The organism is Vibrio sp. CyArs1 (assembly GCF_022432925.1).
Classification (GTDB): domain Bacteria; phylum Pseudomonadota; class Gammaproteobacteria; order Enterobacterales; family Vibrionaceae; genus Vibrio; species Vibrio mediterranei.
Genome location: NZ_JAKRBO010000003.1, coordinates 363,321 through 381,682, shown reverse-complemented (window position 1 = coordinate 381,682; position 18,362 = coordinate 363,321). Strand labels below are relative to the sequence as shown.

16 protein-coding genes are annotated in these 18,362 nt (G+C 44.9%); 6 read left to right on the top strand and 10 right to left on the bottom strand.

Translation table 11 applies throughout. From position 1 onward, the window contains the following. The first annotated feature begins 105 nt into the window (after positions 1–105). The 6 genes from phnW (at position 106) to MMA19_RS12250 (ending at position 7,425) form a co-directional block, all read left to right on the top strand. A complete protein-coding gene (gene phnW, locus MMA19_RS12275; RefSeq protein WP_240206335.1) occupies positions 106–1,209 on the top strand; it encodes a 2-aminoethylphosphonate--pyruvate transaminase in 1,104 nt (367 codons plus the stop codon). Beyond that, complete coding sequence (locus MMA19_RS12270) at positions 1,209–2,582, top strand: aspartate aminotransferase family protein (RefSeq protein WP_240206334.1); 1,374 nt, start codon at positions 1,209–1,211, stop codon at positions 2,580–2,582. The genes phnW and MMA19_RS12270 overlap by 1 nt, the downstream gene beginning before the upstream one ends. Then, positions 2,575–3,393 carry a phosphonoacetaldehyde hydrolase gene (gene phnX / locus MMA19_RS12265; RefSeq protein ID WP_038226168.1) on the top strand — a complete coding sequence of 273 codons (819 nt, stop codon included), beginning with the start codon at positions 2,575–2,577 and terminating at the stop codon, positions 3,391–3,393. Before MMA19_RS12270 ends, phnX begins: the two co-directional genes overlap by 8 nt. A gap of 441 nt (positions 3,394–3,834) precedes the next feature. Beyond that, positions 3,835–5,343, top strand: a complete 1,509-nt coding sequence (locus MMA19_RS12260) for a DUF3360 domain-containing protein (protein WP_062455953.1) — start codon at positions 3,835–3,837, stop codon at positions 5,341–5,343. A gap of 588 nt (positions 5,344–5,931) precedes the next feature. Beyond that, positions 5,932–6,771, top strand: coding sequence for an AraC family transcriptional regulator (locus MMA19_RS12255; RefSeq protein ID WP_240206333.1), 840 nt, complete (start codon positions 5,932–5,934; stop codon positions 6,769–6,771). Positions 6,772–6,840: 69 nt separating this feature from the next. After that, positions 6,841–7,425 (top strand): GNAT family protein, encoded by a 585-nt coding sequence (locus MMA19_RS12250; RefSeq protein WP_240206332.1) that lies wholly within the window; start codon positions 6,841–6,843, stop codon positions 7,423–7,425. 24 nt (positions 7,426–7,449) lie between these two features. Here MMA19_RS12250 and MMA19_RS12245 read toward each other — a convergent pair whose 3' ends face one another. The 10 genes from MMA19_RS12245 to MMA19_RS12200 form a co-directional block, all read right to left on the bottom strand. Then, the gene (locus MMA19_RS12245; protein ID WP_240206331.1) at positions 7,450–8,142 is read right to left on the bottom strand and encodes a DNA alkylation repair protein; all 693 of its coding nucleotides are present in this window, start codon (positions 8,140–8,142) and stop codon (positions 7,450–7,452) included. A 100-nt stretch (positions 8,143–8,242) separates the two neighbouring features. After that, positions 8,243–8,593: a GlpM family protein gene (locus MMA19_RS12240; RefSeq protein ID WP_006070831.1), complete on the bottom strand. Its 351-nt coding sequence runs from the start codon at positions 8,591–8,593 to the stop codon at positions 8,243–8,245. Positions 8,594–8,596: 3 nt separating this feature from the next. After that, the gene (locus tag MMA19_RS12235) at positions 8,597–8,953 is read right to left on the bottom strand and encodes a hypothetical protein (RefSeq protein WP_006070829.1); all 357 of its coding nucleotides are present in this window, start codon (positions 8,951–8,953) and stop codon (positions 8,597–8,599) included. A gap of 171 nt (positions 8,954–9,124) precedes the next feature. Continuing rightward, positions 9,125–10,144, bottom strand: coding sequence for a LacI family DNA-binding transcriptional regulator (locus MMA19_RS12230; RefSeq protein WP_240206330.1), 1,020 nt, complete (start codon positions 10,142–10,144; stop codon positions 9,125–9,127). A 7-nt stretch (positions 10,145–10,151) separates the two neighbouring features. Continuing rightward, positions 10,152–12,002: a hypothetical protein gene (locus MMA19_RS12225; protein WP_240206329.1), complete on the bottom strand. Its 1,851-nt coding sequence runs from the start codon at positions 12,000–12,002 to the stop codon at positions 10,152–10,154. 39 nt (positions 12,003–12,041) lie between these two features. Next, the gene (gene ugpC, locus MMA19_RS12220; protein WP_006070825.1) at positions 12,042–13,139 is read right to left on the bottom strand and encodes a sn-glycerol-3-phosphate ABC transporter ATP-binding protein UgpC; all 1,098 of its coding nucleotides are present in this window, start codon (positions 13,137–13,139) and stop codon (positions 12,042–12,044) included. Between the two features lie 5 nt (positions 13,140–13,144). Then, positions 13,145–14,107, bottom strand: a complete 963-nt coding sequence (locus tag MMA19_RS12215; protein ID WP_006070823.1) for a carbohydrate ABC transporter permease — start codon at positions 14,105–14,107, stop codon at positions 13,145–13,147. A gap of 6 nt (positions 14,108–14,113) precedes the next feature. Further along, on the bottom strand, positions 14,114–14,977 hold the full coding sequence (locus MMA19_RS12210) for a sugar ABC transporter permease (protein ID WP_006070822.1): 864 nt from the start codon (positions 14,975–14,977) through the stop codon (positions 14,114–14,116). Between the two features lie 103 nt (positions 14,978–15,080). Beyond that, positions 15,081–16,430, bottom strand: a complete 1,350-nt coding sequence (locus MMA19_RS12205; RefSeq protein ID WP_006070820.1) for an extracellular solute-binding protein — start codon at positions 16,428–16,430, stop codon at positions 15,081–15,083. A gap of 66 nt (positions 16,431–16,496) precedes the next feature. Next, positions 16,497–18,194: an alpha-amylase family glycosyl hydrolase gene (locus MMA19_RS12200; protein WP_240206328.1), complete on the bottom strand. Its 1,698-nt coding sequence runs from the start codon at positions 18,192–18,194 to the stop codon at positions 16,497–16,499. Positions 18,195–18,362 lie beyond the last annotated feature (168 nt).

Sequence of the window (18,362 nt, the reverse complement as noted above, 5' to 3'; positions counted from 1 at the left end):
GAGTGTGAAAGTTTTATGAAACCTTAAGTTGTGCCGTTTACTTCCCCTAATTATCGCTGTTAGATTAACCAAAACAAATTGGTATAGTCCAAATAGAGAAATAACATGAAGAACGATTATTTGCTGTTAACTCCAGGTCCTTTGTCTACATCAGAAACGGTACGTCAAGCGATGCTTAAAGACTGGTGTACGTGGGACGATGAATACAATAAAGATGTCGTCGAAGTCATTCGTGCCAAGCTGACCAAGTTAGCGACTTCCCATCACGGTTATACCAGCGTTTTAATGCAAGGTAGTGGTACCGCATCGGTAGAGGCAACTATTAGCAGTGCCGTCAGTAAAGACGGAAAGTTGCTTGTCATCGACAATGGCGCGTACGGTGCGCGTATCGCCCAGATCGCAAGCTATCTTAATATCGCAACCCAAGTAGTTGCTCCTGGCGAGGTTAACCAACCAAATATTGATGCTATTGATACGCTGCTCAAGCAAGATGACACGATTACTCACGTTGCCATCGTACATTGCGAAACTACGACAGGCATGCTGAACCCTATTAAGCAAATTGCATCGTTGGCAAAACAACATAGCAAAGTGGTCATTCTAGACGCGATGTCGAGCTTTGGTGGTATTCCAATGGATATTGGTGAGTTGGGTATCGACTTTATGATCAGCTCTGCCAACAAATGCATCCAAGGTGTTCCTGGCTTTGGGTTTGTTATTGCCAAACAAACAGAGCTTGAGCAATGTAAAGGTCAGGCCCGCTCTCTCAGTCTCGATCTTTATGACCAATGGCAATGTATGGAAGTTAACCACGGCAAGTGGCGCTTCACTTCGCCAACTCATACTGTGCGAGCCTTCTATCAAGCATTAATTGAACTGGAACAAGAAGGTGGGATTCCCGCTCGTCATCAACGTTACTTTACCAATCAGAAAAAGCTGGTTGAAGGCATGCGTTCGCTAGGCTTTCGCACACTTCTTAACGACGATTTGCACTCACCGATTATCACTTCATTCTACTCGCCAGAGCACAGTGATTATCAGTTCAAAGAGTTCTACGACCGTCTAAAACAGCAAGGGTTTGTAATTTACCCAGGCAAAGTTTCCAACGCGGACTGTTTCCGTATCGGTAACATTGGCGACGTACACCCTGAAGATATTGAGCGCCTTATCATTGCCATCAAAAAGGCAATGTACTGGGAGGTAGCATAATGCCAGAGCAAGCGACCCATTTACGCAGCGAGGGGGACGTGAATAATACGCCCGCTCGCCACGAGTGGAATCAGAACATTCAAGACCAAGCGACTCAAGCACTGCTTAAACGTGACTCGGATGTGTTTCTGCATCAATCAATGTCCACGCCTTGCTTGGATTCTTTAGAAGCAGCTGAAGGTATCTACATTCAAGATACCCGCGGTAAGCGCTATATGGATTTTCATGGCAACAATGTTCACCAACTCGGCTATGGTCATCCTCATGTGATTAAACGAGTGACCGAGCAGATGCACTCGTTACCGTTTTCGCCACGTCGCTTTACCAACGAAACGGCGGTGCAATGTGCAGAAAAACTAACGCAAATTTGCGGTGGAGATTTGAGCCGTGTGTTATTTGCGCCTGGAGGCACTTCCGTTGTTGGCATGGCACTTAAGTTAGCACGCTACATTACCGGCAGCCACAAAGTAGTTTCATTATGGGATTCTTTCCATGGTGCGTCACTGGACGCCATTTCTGTCGGAGGTGAAGCCTGCTTTCGTGAAGGTATGGGGCCTTTGATGGCAGGTGTTGAGCGTATTCCACCCGCAGTGTCCTACCGAGGTGCCTTGCCTTCTCAAGATGGCAGCGATGTACATTATGCAGATTATCTAGAATACGTTATCGAGAAAGAAGGCGGCATAGGTGCCTTTGTTGCTGAAGGTGTTCGCAATACCGATGTTCAAGTGCCAAGTAAAGCCTACTGGCAACGCGTACGCGAAATATGTGACAAGCATAATGTGCTGTTGATTATCGACGACATCCCAAACGGTATGGGTCGAAGCGGTGAGTGGTTCACCTATCAAGCCTTTGATATCGAACCGGATATTTTATGCATTGGTAAAGGTTTCGGTGGTGGTTTGGTGCCTATCGCCGCCATGGTAACCAGAGAAAAATACAACACCGCTGCAGAGATTTCTCTGGGTCACTATACCCACGAAAAGAGTGCGCTTGGCTGCGCGGCGGCACTGGCTACCATGGAAGCCATTGAACAAGAGAATCTTTTAGAAAAAACACGTCGTGACAGTGAGTATGTCAAAGCTCGCCTAGAAACGATGAAGCAACAGTATCCAGTCATTGGTGACGTACGCGGTATTGGTCTACTCTGGGGTGTGGAATTAGTGAAGAGTCATGTCACTAAAGCACGCGCATTCGATGAGGCAGAACAAGTTCTTTACCAATGTCTGAACCACGGACTGAGTTTTAAGGTGTCGCAAGGCAACGTTATTCAGCTTAGTCCCCCCCTCGTTATTACTCGTGAAGAGCTGACGACCGCACTCGATATTTTCGAGCAAGCAATCACTAAAGTATGTAAGGATTTCAACTATGTCTAATTCATCTCCAATTCAAGCCATTGTATTCGACTGGGCAGGAACTATCGTGGACTTTGGTTCATTTGCACCAACGAGTATTTTCGTGGAAGCATTTAAACAAGGTTTCGACTTCGATATTACGCTTGCCGAAGCTCGTGAGCCTATGGGCATTGGTAAATGGGACCACATTAAAGCGGTCGGCCAATTACCAGAAGTAAAAGTGCGCTGGGTTGCGCAATTCGGCAAAGAGATGAGTGATTCAGATGTAGACGCTATTTACGCTGCTTTCATGCCTTTGCAAAAAGCCAAAGTCGCCGATCATGCCGAGCCGATTCTTAATGCCGTTGAGGTGGTGAATTCATTTAAAGATAAAGGAATCAAGATTGGCTCTTGCTCTGGTTACCCGAGAGAGGTCATGGATGCACTTATTCCTGTCGCTGCGGACTATGGCTACAAGCCGGATTATGTGGTTGCCACAGATGATCTTCCTCAAGGTGGTCGCCCTGCACCATTTATGGCACTGAAAAACGTTATTGAGCTTGGTGTTGGCTGTGTTGGCGCTTGTGTGAAAGTCGATGACGCTGCGCCGGGCATCGAAGAAGGTCATAATGCGGGAATGTGGACCGTTGGCCTGCTGCTATCAGGCAACGAAGCAGGCTTAACGTTTGACGAATACCAATCAGCGGATCACGCCACTCTTAATGCAGCTCGTGAGCGCGCTCGCACGAAACTTGGCAAAGCATCACCGCACTACCTCATCGATACCATCGCCGACCTCCCAGACGTCGTAGCGGATATCGAAAAACGTCTTGCTGCTGGCGAACGTCCTTAACGAGGACACTTCGACAGTACAAGAAGCGCTCTAAGCTCCTTTGGCTTATCGAGCATTTGAACGCAAAAACCCGCAGCCTAGCTGCGGTTTTTTGCGTTCTGTTCGCAGTGCGATGTTTTGTAACGATATTTCGACGTGGGATTGCGTTGTTCAACTGAAGTAATCGTTCTGATCGTAAGTTACTGATTCGACCCTATCGAATTCCACAACAAACCTAATACTAGCAACCGCACTCTACGACTAATGTCTAACTGTCTGAGACTATTTGTTTTTTTTCGATTGGTATAAGGTACTAACAACTGATTTTCAGGCGTCACAAAAAGAGTTCTCGAGTCTTTGTCGTAGAAAATATGTAGACAACTACTCGCGTAGTCTTCGTACAGTGAATAAATAACGTTGGTTGGAAAAACACACCTTAGAGTGTGAGCGAAAGGAATCAAAATGAGCAGTACTATAGAGTCCGTGCATATACGAGTAGATAAGCCTCAGGTCAACGAGGATGAACTAACTTATGAACAACAACATAAACCAAGATCGAAATTTGATACCCGAGAACAATATTTAGAGCATGAATTACAAATCATGGCACCCAAACGCTGGCGCGCCAATCTGCCGTTTAAGGATTATCGATTTGAGCTCGAAGACACCATCCCAGCTATGGCGGCGACGATTGGTAAAGTAGTTATGGTGGGCGCCATTGCAGCCACTTTTGCTGGAGCGCTTGGGCTAAATGAAGGCTTTGTTTTGGAAAATGTTCGTTATGAATTACTCATTGCATCTGTTTTCATTATTCTTTTCTCAGGATTCTTATTACCGACTGCTAATCTCGCAGGCACACACGGCCCACTAATCCCTTTAATTCCTATTGTCGTCGCAGCAGGCGGGCACCCTATGGCTTTTGGGTTGCTGATTGGCGCTTTTGGCTTAATCTTAGCCATCAGTAAAGGCGGCAGTATGTTGGCAAGTCTCACGAGTAAAGGTGTGTGTGGCGGTTTATTACTCTACCTTGGCTTTGTTGGAACCGTTTCTCAAGTTAAAAAACTGTTTGCTTGGGCTGAGGGAATAGGCATGAGTCATATTGCGTTTGTCGTGATCTTCTGCACTATTATTTTGTATGCTTTATTGGAACATTTTCGTAAGCGTTGGCTAGCCGTTCCTCTTAGTTGCTTGTTAGGTGGTTCGTTAGCTTTTGCCATGGGTGCCCCGTTTTCTTTTCAAACCGAGCCAGGGTTACCCAATATGAACCCTATGTATTGGTGGGGAGAGGATACTGGCTGGATGCTCGGCTTACCCACAATTGAACATTTCATGGTGGTACTGCCCTTTGCTATTTTAGCAGTGGCCATGTGGTCGCCAGATTTTTTAGGGCATCAAGTGTTTCAAAAAATCAGCTATCCAGATCGTACAGAAAAAGTCCATATGAACATTGACGATACCATGACCACGGCTTCAATTCGTCAAACATTCGGCTCTCTGCTCGGTGGTACTAATTTTACTTCTTCATGGGGCACTTATATCGTGCCGGCCGCTATAGCTAAACGCCCTATTCCTGCCGGCGCCTTGCTGACAGCACTGTTCTGCATCATAGCGGCAGTTTGGGGCTACCCTATGGATTTAGCTATATGGCAACCTGTACTTTGCGTTGCGTTAGTTGTTGGAGTGTTTGTTCCACTGCTAGAAGCAGGGATGGAAATGACTCGTGAAGGGAAAACCACGCAATCGGCGGCTATCGTTGTATTTTCTTCCGCACTAGTTAACCCAGCATTTGGCTGGTCTCTGACCATGCTGTTAGATAACTTAGGCTTAGTCGGCTGTAAAGAACGTAGCGGTGAGCTAAGTAAAATGAGCCGTTGGGTGCTACCTGGAGTTATGTTTATTGTGCTAAGTAGTGTGATGGCGTTGGTTGGTCTTCTACCAGGGATACCTGCGATTATCCCAAGCTTTCGTTAACCTTTAGATAAGCTCTCTATACGGGAGAATAGTTTGAAGGTACTTTTTCTAACCTGATAGAAACGGTTTAGTTCAGTGGTTCTAAACCGTTTATTCCCTTTTCGATGCTACTTGCCATCAAATATCCAAGTCCAAATACGGTCATTCCTGCGAAGGCAGGAATCTACTGACAGCGCTCACTGAATCATATGGCCCCCTCCACAAACTGAGTGACGAGGCTAACTTATTTTTGCCCCTTTTTCGTGTTCACAGCATCCCCAAAAATTACAGTCATCCCCTTGAAAAAGGGGATCTCATTCAGCGCGTCCCGCAGCCGAATTACGTGACTTAGTCACCAATTTTCAGTCACCTACACGCGGTAGGAGGTCCTCACTTTCGTGAGGATGACGGCTATAGGGGGCGTGTTAGAAATGAAGGGATGTAGAGCATTTCTGTCCAAAAATAAGCTTGAGCCAGCCTACTGAAATATTAGCAACCTTTATCACTAATGAGAGTGCCACTCGCAGCACTACAACACATACCCATACCAGCTCCCCACAAATTAAATTACAATTAACCCAAAGCCCCTAAATCAACAATACGGTATCAATGATCACTTGGAAGCAGTCCCTTGAAGGGTACGAATGGTTAATTCATCAAGTTTGGTATCTAGAGGTTAAACCTAACGAGGTAATTAGTTCGCCTCCACAATTGATCCCGAACCCGAGGGCTCACCTGCTATTTACGCCACCGGAGCAGCGTTACCATTATGACAATGGCGAACAGGTAATGAGTGGGCAAGGCAGTCATTTACTCTCGGCCTCCGAACACTTGTTGCTAATGGATGATGTTGCTCCTTTAAGGCGCATTGGCATCACCTTTCAACCTGACGCACTTTATTTACTCAATCCACAATCCTCTGAAATACTAAATCAATGTGGCTGGTACGATTGGTTAGCCTTATGCTTTGACAAGTCATTTCAGGCTTCGTTACTCGACTGTATATCTCAACAAGAAGTCGTCGGTTGCATAGAAAAGCAGCTTGAATGTTTAGGATTAAGCTATCAACAAGACAAAGCCCATTCATTAGTTTCTAAGGCTCTCTCCGTTGTCGCTAACCAACTAAGTAGTGATGAAGCCAGCGAGCTAAATGTCGAACAACTGGCGCAAGATTGCAATAGCACTCGGCGCACGCTTGAGCGGCACTTTCGCCAAGTTATGGGGCTCAGTATTAAGAAATACCAATCAATGTTAAAGCTGGAACAGATGGTGCTCGCATTATACCAAGAACCAGGGCCTGTGGATTGGGCTGCATTCTCTCAACGATTTGGTTTTAGCGACCAATCGCACCTCATAAAACAACTCAAACAGCAGATCAAACGAACACCTAATCGCTACCTGAGTCAACGCGACCTTACTATAGACATCTATGGTGACTTTGAGACGTAGTTTGTCGCAAAAGTACAATTCATCTTTGGAAGAGTTCATTAACATGGCCCGCAAATAACGAGGTAAACAATGTCATATTCAAAATTAAAACACGGCGAGTCAGTACCATTTAATGAAACGCTATCTATACAATTGATCCAACAAAAGGATCTCGTCGATATCTTCAAGATGTTTGATGACGAAGAAGTAAATCAATACCTATTTTTTGCCCCTGCAGACCAAGCCTTATACCAGGGATTTTTTGCTCCCATTGTTGAAGATACTGAAAAAGCACTCGAAGAGCAGCGCTGGCCCGATAACCCAACGTTTGTCATTCGAGACCATCAAGGGCAATACATGGGGATGACTGCCATCACCCAAGTTATGTTCTTAGAGGGTAACCACGAGGTAGGTTATCAGCTTCCAAGGCTCGCTTGGGGACAGGGTATTGCTACCCGTGCATGCCAACTAATGACGGTTTTGGCATTCAATGAACTAGGCAGTCATAAAGTCTGTGCCGACTGTTATGGTTCAAATGTTGGCTCATATAAAACGCTAGAAAAATGTGGCTATGTCAGAGAGGGCAAGCATGCTGATTACTACAAAACCACGCAAGGTTTTGACTCTAAGTTGTTTTATGGCATGACGAAACAACAGTACTTAAAACGTACCTAAACCTTTCTGTAGCATATGGAGTGGTTAAAGTGTTCGAATAATCTGCTTACTCTTTAACCACTTCAGCCCTTCTCGCTTCGCTATCCCTTCAATTCGTTCTGTTTCTATAAATCGCACGACAGATTCTGCATCGGTTTTTGAATATTCTCGTAATGCCCAACCTATTGCCTTTTGGATGAAGAACTCTTTATCTGATTGGTTTTCTCGGATCAATTCAAAAAGCAAAGCTCTATCGGTGTTTTGCTTGAATTTTAACTGATAGAGGAGCGTTGAACGTCGCAACCAGATATTTTCCGACTGCCGCCAATTCCATATGACTTGCGCAGTTTCTTCGGGAAAGCGAACAAAATAACTCGCCAAAATATGTGTTGCTAGCATATCGACAGTGTCCCACCATGATTTCGTGGTTAACCAGTGCTCTAAGTCCTTTAACATCGCTAACGGTAATTGAGTTTTGAGTTTGATAAGCAAGTCAACTGCGACCATTTGGAACTCTCGCTCGGGCTGCAACCATAGCTCATCAATCACACCTGAAAGCTCATCCAAAGAAGGAAGTTGGCTCTTGGTAAATAACGTCTTTAAAGCTGCTCTTCGCGGCGTAGACTGAATACCGTAGAAGGTATACTGGTCACGCATGTAGGCTTTCATAAAGCTGGCGTTTTCAGCGTTTGCCAATGGTTCTAATACTGCTTTTACTGTTTGATTCCATGGGTGCATATCTTCAACACTCCTCCTACGAATTATTCAACCATCTACCAATCTGAGGAAAAAAGCTGTCTAAAGCGTACACTACCCCTATGACTAAAGACCACCTGAATTAAGTCGCAATCACCATGGTTCTGTTCCACACTCCCAATAAAATGGTTGCGAAAAGAACCCATACCATAACAGCGGAAACTAAGGTCCCACTTAGAGTTAAGAAGTAGCTGAAATAGTACACAGCCAATAGATAGGCGGCATACGGGAGTAATGAATAGATTCCAAACAGTGCCGTCATACGAAGCGCTTCCATATTGCGCTCAGTACCCACGATGTAATGAGCGATAAGCGCAAAGCTAGGAAATAGTGGCACTAACCCAGCGATATAGAAACTTTTACTTTTCGAAAGAATCGCAATAAGCAAAACCGCTAGAGATCCAATCAAGCACTTAATAAACAAAGCGATCATTGGTTAAGCCAAATTGAAGAATAGCTCGTCGTCGGTCATGTATTTATGCTTACTGCCTAAGTTGCGAACATGCATAAACATAAATTCCGGGAAAGCTGGAGCTAGCAGGTCGTTTGGCTCCCACACTACTCCACCAACAAACACATATCGCCCTTGCTTCTCTTCATGGTGGTGAGGGTTATTCAACTCGGTAGAGAGTTCGGCTCGTGCGCCATCTATCACGCACACCACTTGCCCACGAGCAACACCAATCACTCGATTCACCAAGTTGGCTTTCATTCCACACTTCCATGCTTGACGAGTAGCCCACTCAAAGCCGAGTTTGCGAACACCTTTGTGCACGTTGACGATTAAGTTCATTGCTTGCGATCCATGATTGTCGGTCATAACAAGCATCAGGTTAGAGCGGATGGTAAAGACTAGCGAGGAATAGGTAGAGGTGAATTCTCAACCGATGGTAAAACATGCAAACAATCGTAGCATTAATGAGGCAGCCTACCATTGTTTAAGCTGTAGGCTGCCCAGTTTGGATTAGGTTAATGACTTGTTTGTGATTTTGTCAGATTGACGAGACACAATTTCCGCTTCGAACCAGTTTTGAATCTCAAAACCCTTGTTCTCCAAACGATTAAGCATCAGTTTGGCCATTTCTTCGCCCACACTATGCGTATCGTAATGCAAGGTTGTGATGGAAGGTTTACTGTAACGACTGTGCTCATAGTCACCATAGCCGGCAATCGCAATATCGACACCAGGCTGATAACCAAGCTCCTCACAAGCAGCTATAGTACCTAACGCCATGGTGTCATCAGCACACAAGATCGCCGTTGGGCGATGAGCTAATGACAATACCTCTTTTGCCATCTTGATCGCGTCTTCTTCGTTCAGTTCACCGTTGAGCAATAAACGGTCATCTGCACATAGACCGGCCTCTTCCATAGCCTTAACATACCCTCGCTTACGAGCTTGAGAGAGCGTCAATTCAATAGGCGCGTCTAGGAAAGCAATACGCGTATGTCCATGCTCTAGCTGACGTTTTGTCATTTGATAAAAGGCATGTTCATTGTCAACGTCGACAAAGCAATCTTCCTCAAAGCCGATATCGTAACCATGACAGATATAAGGAAACTGCTTCTGTTTTAGCATGGCAATACGTTCATCATTGCTGCGTGTACGAACAATAAAAAGCCCATCGATCAGGCCACTTTCAATGAAATCTGAGTAGACCTTATTCTCATCTTGGCAATCAGCAATCGTTGTTACGATCAGTTGGTAATCATGACGAGCAAGAAATGCTGAAGCTCCCGCCAATACTTTTGAGAAGGCGGGTGAAACGAACATCCGCGAGTTAGCCGGTAGAATGATACCAACGTTTCTTGATTTACCAGATGCGAGACGCTTCGCTGTTGGGTTAGGTTTATAGCCTATCTCTTTTGCCGCAGCCAAAACCTTTTGTCGAGTCTCTGTGTTTACATCGTTGTATCCATTTAACGCCCGCGAAACGGTAGATTTAGAGAGCCCTAAATGTTCTGCTAGTTTTTTTATCGACATAATATCCTTAGCACTCACTGACCAATAGCTGACAACGACCGATAGAGGTAACCGCTTGTGGCGTCAACACTCCGTCCTTCAATTGTGAATAGTATTCTTGCCAACCTTTTTGATTGGAGATGACCTCATTCTCTAAATCATTTTTACAATAATTCAAGCAGTTAACCAAGCGGTGTGCACCATCATCTAAGTAATCTTTGTTTCGATAGCAACCTTCTAACATAAACCTCAACAGTGCAAGTGCGATTGGTGTTTTCGAGACAAACGTACCGGTAAAGGGATACAGTTTTTCCTTTAGCGCTTCAATTCCTAATGGATGCTGTTTAGCGTAGCCACTAAACAGCAGCACTCGTTCAATATCACCGAGCACCTTTCCAGCCTCCGATACTTCCATGACTCGCCCCGCAAACGCTTCTTTATCGTGACGCATAATCAACCCAGGTTGATGACTGTACGCAAGGTAATGATCATCGATTGGGTTAGCTAAGGCTGACAATATAAATGCCTGATCTTCAGCTCGATGGATAAACGTTGGCGTATAAGGTTGGAACTCATACAGCGCGTCAATCAAGATTCCATTGGTTCCACCTGTGACGTGCACACGCTGGATGTCATATCTCTGGCTGATGACTTCTTCTTGAGTGGATAGAGCCTGCCCCCAACGAGCACAGAACAGCTGCTCAAACATGGCATAATCACTGCCCGTCGGCAGCGTCACATCAGGGGTAAACAGACCCACGTGAGCATCGCTTTCATTGACCAGTCCACCAGCAATCATGCCCAGTTTGACTTTGTGACCATTGTTATCAACAGCGCTAGCACCCCAATTAGAATCCAAAAAGTGTTCAAACGCAGATTTGCCCGTTTCGTTGATGAGCATGGTTTGGTCGAACACTTGGTCAAGGTCAATTTTGAATGTGGCTTTGAGCTCTGGGTTCACTGCTTTTTGCCACAAAGGCGCAACAGCTTTAAGGAAGCTATAGTGTCTTCCATATGCCCCGTTTACTCCAAATACACCTTTAAGATCATCACTCGCCTCTGGAAATGCATGACGCAGCACCTCAAGACATTCACTTTCACCAAAAACGGCTACATTGAGGTGTTTGAGGTTAAGGTGCGTGTTGATCTCAAACTCGACATACTGCTTCGCAATGTCGGCCAGCGCAGGGTGTGTCACCGAGCATGACAGCACGATAGTTGCCTTAGCGTCTGGTGCAAGGTTGCCTCGGTCTACTTCCCCAGACAACGCTTTATCAAGGTGCTTTAAACCGTAAAGGATCTCATTCTCTTCGGCAGAGATACCAACAGGAATTGGATGATCGTACCAATACTGTTGCTGCTGGTTTTGAGCCTGCTGTAAGGTTTGATGGAAGCACTCCCCCAAAGTTAAGTGGCTAACATCATCCCCTCGGAGTGGCACACCCAATAACACATTGCTCGTGAACAAGACCTGTTCAGCGACATCTGTAATCGCCTGTGACGACTTGGTCATATTATGCAGAGTTCGATTGCGGTGAATATCCTCTCTTACCTTTTCGGGTGTCGATTTAGCCACTATAGCTTCGGGGCTGAATAGTTGCCACAGAGGATTATCGCCTTCGGGTAACTCATCATAGTTATGTGAAAGCTCGGCTTCAGCGTCCGGTACAAACGCATCTAAAAACTCCAAGACAGGATGGTGTTTATTTATGGTAAGAAGTTCACAGGCGACCTGATATTCAACATGCTCAGACTGCTGGCTAATAAACCACGCGTGACAAAGCTGACTTGAAAGATCAGAGCCTTTTAATAGGGAAAACTGATTGTTTACGTTGAGATATTCACAAATTTTCGGCAATAGAGACATATTGGCATCCATAAAAAATCCCCTTCACAAACCTATGAAGGGGATTAGCAATTAAAGGCGTTGCTCTGTTTTCACATCAAACAGAAGGACACGAGATAAGTCGACGAGCAAGTCCATTTTTTGGCCGCGTGTTACTTCTGAACGAAGGTCCAAGCGTGCTTTCACGTTCTCTTCTCCCAACTTAAACAACACTTCTTTATCAAATCCCATCGGTTCAACTAGGTCGATGTTGATGTTATCGAAGTTAAAGGTTGTTTCACTCTCTCCAAAGAACTCCTTGTCATTAAAAAAGTCTGGACGAATGCCCACTTTTACGGCAAGTCCTTCCGCCGGTACAGACTCATCAAAATGAACTCCGGTCAGCAGGTTTCTAGGCAGTTGATATCCCCCTAGTTCCAGATACTCGTTGTAGAGCGTACCGTCCATGATGTTCATTGACGGAGAGCCAATAAAGGTCGCAACGAAAATATTGACTGGATTGAGGAAGATCTCCATCGGAGAGCCAACTTGCTCAATAATACCATCGCGCAATACCACCACTTTATCCGCTAGCGTCATTGCCTCGACTTGGTCGTGAGTAACATAAACACTGGTGCGGCCAAATCGGTTATGGATTTGCGCAATCTCGGTGCGCATGTGGTTACGCAGTTTGGCGTCCAGATTTGACAAAGGTTCATCAAACAAGAAACAGTCAGCATCACGTACAATTGCACGACCCATAGCAACACGTTGGCGCTGGCCACCAGAAAGATCAGCAGGCTTTCTCTTGAGATAATCTTCCAGCTTGAGCATTTTGGCAACATCTTCCAACCGGCGCTGGATCTCCGACTCTTCCATCTTTAAGCGGCGTAGAGCAAACACGATGTTCTCTTCAACGGTTTTGTGCGGATACAGTGCGTAGTTTTGGAACACCATTGCGATATTACGATGTTGTGGTTCGACATCGTTAACCACTCGGTCACCAATGGAGATCTCACCTGATGTCGCCTGTTCAAGGCCTGCAATCATGCGTAACGTCGTCGATTTACCACAACCCGATGGGCCAACTAGCACCACAAATTCGCCATCTTCGATATCAAGACTGATGTTTTTTACAACCTTGGTGTCACCGTAGTTTTTAACAATATTTTTTAATGAAATAGAAGCCATAATTATTAACCTTTCACACCACCATCAGTTTTGCCACCATCCATATGACGCATAGCAAACAAGAAACACACTACGACTGGAGCCAGAGTTAACATGGACGCTGCCATGATTCGATCCCAAATCGCATTTTTCGATACAAATAGCTCTTGTAGCGCGAGTGGCAATGTGTAGAACTCTTTGAATTGTTTTAAGAATACAGACGCAAACAGGTATTCATTCCAGCCGATAATAAAGCAGTACATAAATACGGTTGCGAGCATAGGTACCGATAGCGGCAATACCACCTTCCATATTGCTTCTTTGCGTGAGTAACCATCCATCATCGCCGCCTCTTCTAACGCAAAAGGAATCGTGCGGAAGTAGTTACCCAGCATATACAGCGCGACTGGCAATGTTTGCACAATATAGATGGCGAAGAGACAGAACAGACTACCCCACATACTGGTCGCTAACCCGACGTTTACCGCCATTTGATACAGCGGTACCATCAACAGTACGCCGCCCACCATATAAACGAAGAGCACCGAGCGCTGAACAATTACCTGCCCAGTAAATCGCAGGCGCGAAATGGAATAAGCCCCCATGACTGCGAATATGAGTGACACCGTAGCCGCTCCCGCAGATATGGCGAAACTATTCAGCATAAACCGGCCAAAGGGAAACACATCAGAGTTACTGGCGTATTTCGCCATAATGGCGTCTTTCTTATCTTGAGGCAGCTTAGGGTTCTCAAGAATCTTTTGTATTGCTGCCGGTATCTCTACCTGTTTTTGCTCAGTTAAACCTAATAATTCCTTATAGGCGTCGAGATTAACGACCTGCGGAATCAATGACGGGTTGCCCCAGTCAAACTGATGTTTTAGTGAAGTCGACAGAATTTGCGCAAATGGAAGTAAGCAGAAGCTCACCAGTAAGAAAATTGCTAACGCAAATCCAATACGTCCTTTAATTGTTGGTTTTCCTAACATAATGAATTACCACTTAAGAATTTTCTTAACATAGAACCAAATCAGCACACACAAGACGCTGAACTGAATCACGGAGGTTGCAGCAGCAAGCCCTTGATCAATGACCCCGGTGAAGGCTTGGTAGTACGTAAATACTGGAAGAGTTTGAACATTGGGCGCTAAAAGGAACACGTCTTCAAAGCGGTTCAGGTTCCAAATCAAACGTAGAATCACTACCGTTGCCAATACGAAATAAATCTCTGGCAGCGTCACATGGAAGAAACGTCCAATTGGTCCATAACCGTCAATCGCCGCCGCTTCGTATTGATCTTTAGGAATCGACGTCAACTTGGATAGGATCAATAGATATGCAATTGGGAAATGCTTCCAAACATCAAAGATAATAACGACCCAAACAGCCGAACCCGGCTCACCAATGAGGTTGGTTCGTTGATTCCAGATATGCAGTACATCAACCATTAACCAGTTAAAGACACCGTTGACAGGGTCAAAAAGAAATTGCCAACCAAACACAACGGAAATAACCGGCGCAAAATATGGCATAAGGATAGCGGCACTCACTAGGCCACGACCTCGGAACGGATTACGCATCAATAATGCGACTGCGAGTCCTAACAACGTAGTGCCAGCAACAGTGCCAAATAGGTAAATACCGGTTGTTGCAATTGATGAGTAATAGTCTGGATTTGCCAGTAAGCGAGCGTAGTTGGCAATCCCGACAAAAGTTTTGTCACCGTTCAGCTTTACATCAAAGAAGCTTAGGTAAACATTAAAAACGATTGGATAGAGTATCAAAAGCCCAATAATGCCAATGGTCGGAGCGACAAGCTTCCACCCGAACCGCGCTTCTGCTCTCTCTAATGGTGTCATGGTAATTCCTTGTTAATCTGAGGCAGCGCACCATGCTGCCCCGTAAAGGTTCTTAGTGAAGGTGCGCCGCTGGTTAGCCAGCGACGTCTTTCGCTATGCAGAGTTAGTTTTTGATAAGCTGCTGCATCTCGTTTTCAGCCCAATCCAACGATTTTTGCGTGTCTTGTCCTTCAATCACAGAGCTATAGATCATGCGTGGAATGATTTGTTTCGAGAAGATTTCACCAGATTCAGGGAACGCCTTACCGTCCACAATGGAGAAGTTCTTGATGTTCTCAAAACCGGCAATGATCTCCTTAATGGACTCTTTACCATAGTTAGCAAAAATGCCTTTTGGATCATTAAGGAATTCATCAGTTTCAGCGATGTCTCGAAGCATAGGAAGGTGGCCACCAGGTGCCATATGAGAGTATGCAACAACCTGATCTTTCTCGTTCATGTATTCAATGAACGCTTTAGTCGCTTCCACTTCATCCTTGTTGTCGTTCTTCATGATAGAGAAACCAACCAAGGTACCAAATGTAGAAGCTGAAGTATGAGTGATTGCTGGAGCTAAACGCGTGTTCTTCGCTAGATTAGGATCAAATGTCGCGCCTTTAAGATCTTTGAAGTTCTCGTTACTCAATGAACTTGCCGCAGCTTCGGCGAGTGCAATGTCATCCATGATATACGTGGAGTAGAAGAACATCGCTAGCTTGCCTTGCAAATAGTAGTCACGTGCGCGCCATGTTTGTGGACCCGGAGGTGTGTACTTTGAAAGATCTTTATAAAAGTCTAAAACTTCTTTTTGCGCTTCAGAGTTGAATATTAGGTTGCCGTCTTTATCAAACTGACCTGCATCGTTTGATAGGGCAAACTGCGTATAAACTTGCTCAGCATAGCTATCCGCTTTAGTGCCAATTAAGATGCCGTATTGGTTTTCCTGAGGCTTATTAAAGTACTTCGCCGCTTTTTGAATGTTTTCCCATGTTGTCGGTGGCTCTAAACCCGCTTCCTCAAACCAGTCAGCACGATACCAAATACCTTGAACCCAACCACGATATGGTAGAGCAACAAATTTATTGTTGTCTGGGTCTTCTACCAACTTCAATGAACCTTTATAAAAACGGTCTTTACCTACTGCTTCTATGGTTGCGGTCGTGGCGTCTAAATCAACAATGCCTTGCTCAGCAAACGCTAATGACAGGTTAGAGCCTACTTCAATCATATCTGGGAGCGTATTCGATGCGGCTGCTGCAGCAATCTGCTTTGGCATGTCATTTTCATCTACTGCCACTACTTTTACATCGATACCTGGGTTCAATGCTTCGAACACATCAGCCATCACTTCTATCGTCTGAAGGCGGTCTGATTGGGTTTGTGTTGTCCAATACTCAACTGTAGTCGCTTGTGCAAGGCTGGATAAGCCTAAACCAGCTACAGCAAGTCCAAGGGTCAGAGTTTTTAGTTTCATCGTTATATCCTTTACGATTTAGGATTCATGTAATTTATGAGTCGCCAGCTAGGCTGGCTCTATTTTCTACTTAGCTAACCACATCACTTGATATGGTTGTACAGTAACAACACCACTTAAGTCGTTACCAGAAATCAAATCGTGAGAGACTCCTTTAAGCACTGCATTGGTATCTAGCTCAACCGCTTGATTTGAAATATTAATAGCCACCAATACTTGCTCATCACGCACAAAAGTGACCAATTGCTCACTGGTTGCCACTACACGCTGACTTGCGCTAGGAGCAAATGCTCTCTGTTGCTTACGAATACCCAGAATATGTTTAAAGCGAGATAGCACTTGGGCACGACGAGATTCTGGATTAGCCAACTCAGTTTCCACTTCAGTACGTTCGAGCTTTTCACGGTTAATCGCGCGGTTATACCCTAGGCGTTCCAATCCTTCTATATCGTTTCCCGACCCCAATAGACTGTGTACATATATTCCAGGAACCCCCGCCATCGAAATGAGAATGGACTGGGCCGCCATAAAGCGATCTAGGTTAGTTTGGTCATCCGAATTCGCATCACGGATGGCATCGAAATAGTTGATATTCAGCTCATAAGGGCTTTGTGTACCGTCACCGTTATCTTTGTATGAAACGCGGCCACCATTGGTCTGCACTACCGATAGTAAATGGTCGACTTGCTCTTTGTTTAAGATACCTTCTACAGGACGCACACCAATGCCATCATGAGAGGCTAAAAAGTTGAAGAATGTGGTCTGTTCCGAACACGGCTCTAAGCTCGACATCCATTCAACAATCTTTTCACTGTTACCAGTTTGCAATGTATGCAGTGTTAATGGCGGTAGCGGGAACTGGTACACCAAATGAGCTTCATTCTCACCATTGCCGAAATAACTAATATTGTCGTTATGCGGTACATTGGTTTCAGTGATCAATTTAACGTGAGGAGCCACGGCACTCATTAATGCTCGCAGCGCCTGAACAATGGCATGAGTTTGGGGCTGATGAATACAAGGGGTATCCAACTCTTTCCACATAAATCCAATCGCATCAAGGCGAATAAAAGAGGCTCCTTGCTGAGCATAAAACAGCAGTAGCTCGGCAATTTTCTGAAACACTTCAGGACAACGGAAATTAAGGTCAATTTGATCTTCGCTGAACGTAGTCCAGATATGTTTTGTACCGTTTGCGGTTTCAAAAGTCGTCAGTAATGGTAATGCTCTAGGGCGTGTAACTGAACTGTAGTCTCGGTTTGGATTAGCTTCGGTGAAAAACTCTCGATACTGCGTTTCCCCTTTTAAATACCCTTGAAACCAATCACTGGATTTTGAAATATGGTTGATCACCCCATCAAACATTAGGTCATAGTTGTTCGACAATGATTGAACATCTTGCCAATCACCCAATTCTGGGTTGATTTTCCAATAATCAACGACAGAAAATCCGTCGTCTGAGGTATAGGGATAACACGGGAGAATATGCACCGCAGAGAGCACATCCGCAGCATTATCGTTTAAAAACTCTCTTAGGGTATGAAGAGGTGCTTCTCCTTGTTTTTTGATTGAATCACCATACGTAATCAGCATGATGTCGTTTTGATCTACCCATTGCTTTTTGCCCACATACTCAGGCTGATTCGCAATAACATTGAGAAGGTTGGGGATGAGTTCATTAAGTTGAGCTGGCGAATACACACCTGCCAAGATTTGTTGCAGGTCTTTTTTAACTTGAGAGTTAGCCGTCTGTTCCTGAGCCATGTTGATATCCATTATTACAAATCAAACAACCAAAACCGGTTTTGATACTTTTCCAAAAAATAGTGGCTTTTAATTTAACCACTTGATAAATGCGACTTGTACCTAGTCTAAACAGGCTTTGTTGATTATTAATTGAGCCAAGTCTCATTTTTTCAGATAACCAAAACC

Coding starts and splice junctions, on each gene's coding strand:
- MMA19_RS12270 (WP_240206334.1), top strand. CDS start 1,209: ATGCCAGAGCAAGCGACCCATTTACGCAGCGAGGGGGACGTGAATAAT.
- MMA19_RS12200 (WP_240206328.1), bottom strand. CDS start 18,194: ATGGCTCAGGAACAGACGGCTAACTCTCAAGTTAAAAAAGACCTGCAA.
- MMA19_RS12250 (WP_240206332.1), top strand. CDS start 6,841: ATGTCATATTCAAAATTAAAACACGGCGAGTCAGTACCATTTAATGAA.
- MMA19_RS12245 (WP_240206331.1), bottom strand. CDS start 8,142: ATGCACCCATGGAATCAAACAGTAAAAGCAGTATTAGAACCATTGGCA.
- MMA19_RS12260 (WP_062455953.1), top strand. CDS start 3,835: ATGAGCAGTACTATAGAGTCCGTGCATATACGAGTAGATAAGCCTCAG.
- MMA19_RS12230 (WP_240206330.1), bottom strand. CDS start 10,144: ATGTCGATAAAAAAACTAGCAGAACATTTAGGGCTCTCTAAATCTACC.
- MMA19_RS12225 (WP_240206329.1), bottom strand. CDS start 12,002: ATGGATGCCAATATGTCTCTATTGCCGAAAATTTGTGAATATCTCAAC.
- phnW (WP_240206335.1), top strand. CDS start 106: ATGAAGAACGATTATTTGCTGTTAACTCCAGGTCCTTTGTCTACATCA.
- MMA19_RS12240 (WP_006070831.1), bottom strand. CDS start 8,593: ATGATCGCTTTGTTTATTAAGTGCTTGATTGGATCTCTAGCGGTTTTG.
- ugpC (WP_006070825.1), bottom strand. CDS start 13,139: ATGGCTTCTATTTCATTAAAAAATATTGTTAAAAACTACGGTGACACC.
- MMA19_RS12205 (WP_006070820.1), bottom strand. CDS start 16,430: ATGAAACTAAAAACTCTGACCCTTGGACTTGCTGTAGCTGGTTTAGGC.
- MMA19_RS12215 (WP_006070823.1), bottom strand. CDS start 14,107: ATGTTAGGAAAACCAACAATTAAAGGACGTATTGGATTTGCGTTAGCA.
- MMA19_RS12255 (WP_240206333.1), top strand. CDS start 5,932: ATGATCACTTGGAAGCAGTCCCTTGAAGGGTACGAATGGTTAATTCAT.
- MMA19_RS12210 (WP_006070822.1), bottom strand. CDS start 14,977: ATGACACCATTAGAGAGAGCAGAAGCGCGGTTCGGGTGGAAGCTTGTC.
- MMA19_RS12235 (WP_006070829.1), bottom strand. CDS start 8,953: ATGAACTTAATCGTCAACGTGCACAAAGGTGTTCGCAAACTCGGCTTT.
- phnX (WP_038226168.1), top strand. CDS start 2,575: ATGTCTAATTCATCTCCAATTCAAGCCATTGTATTCGACTGGGCAGGA.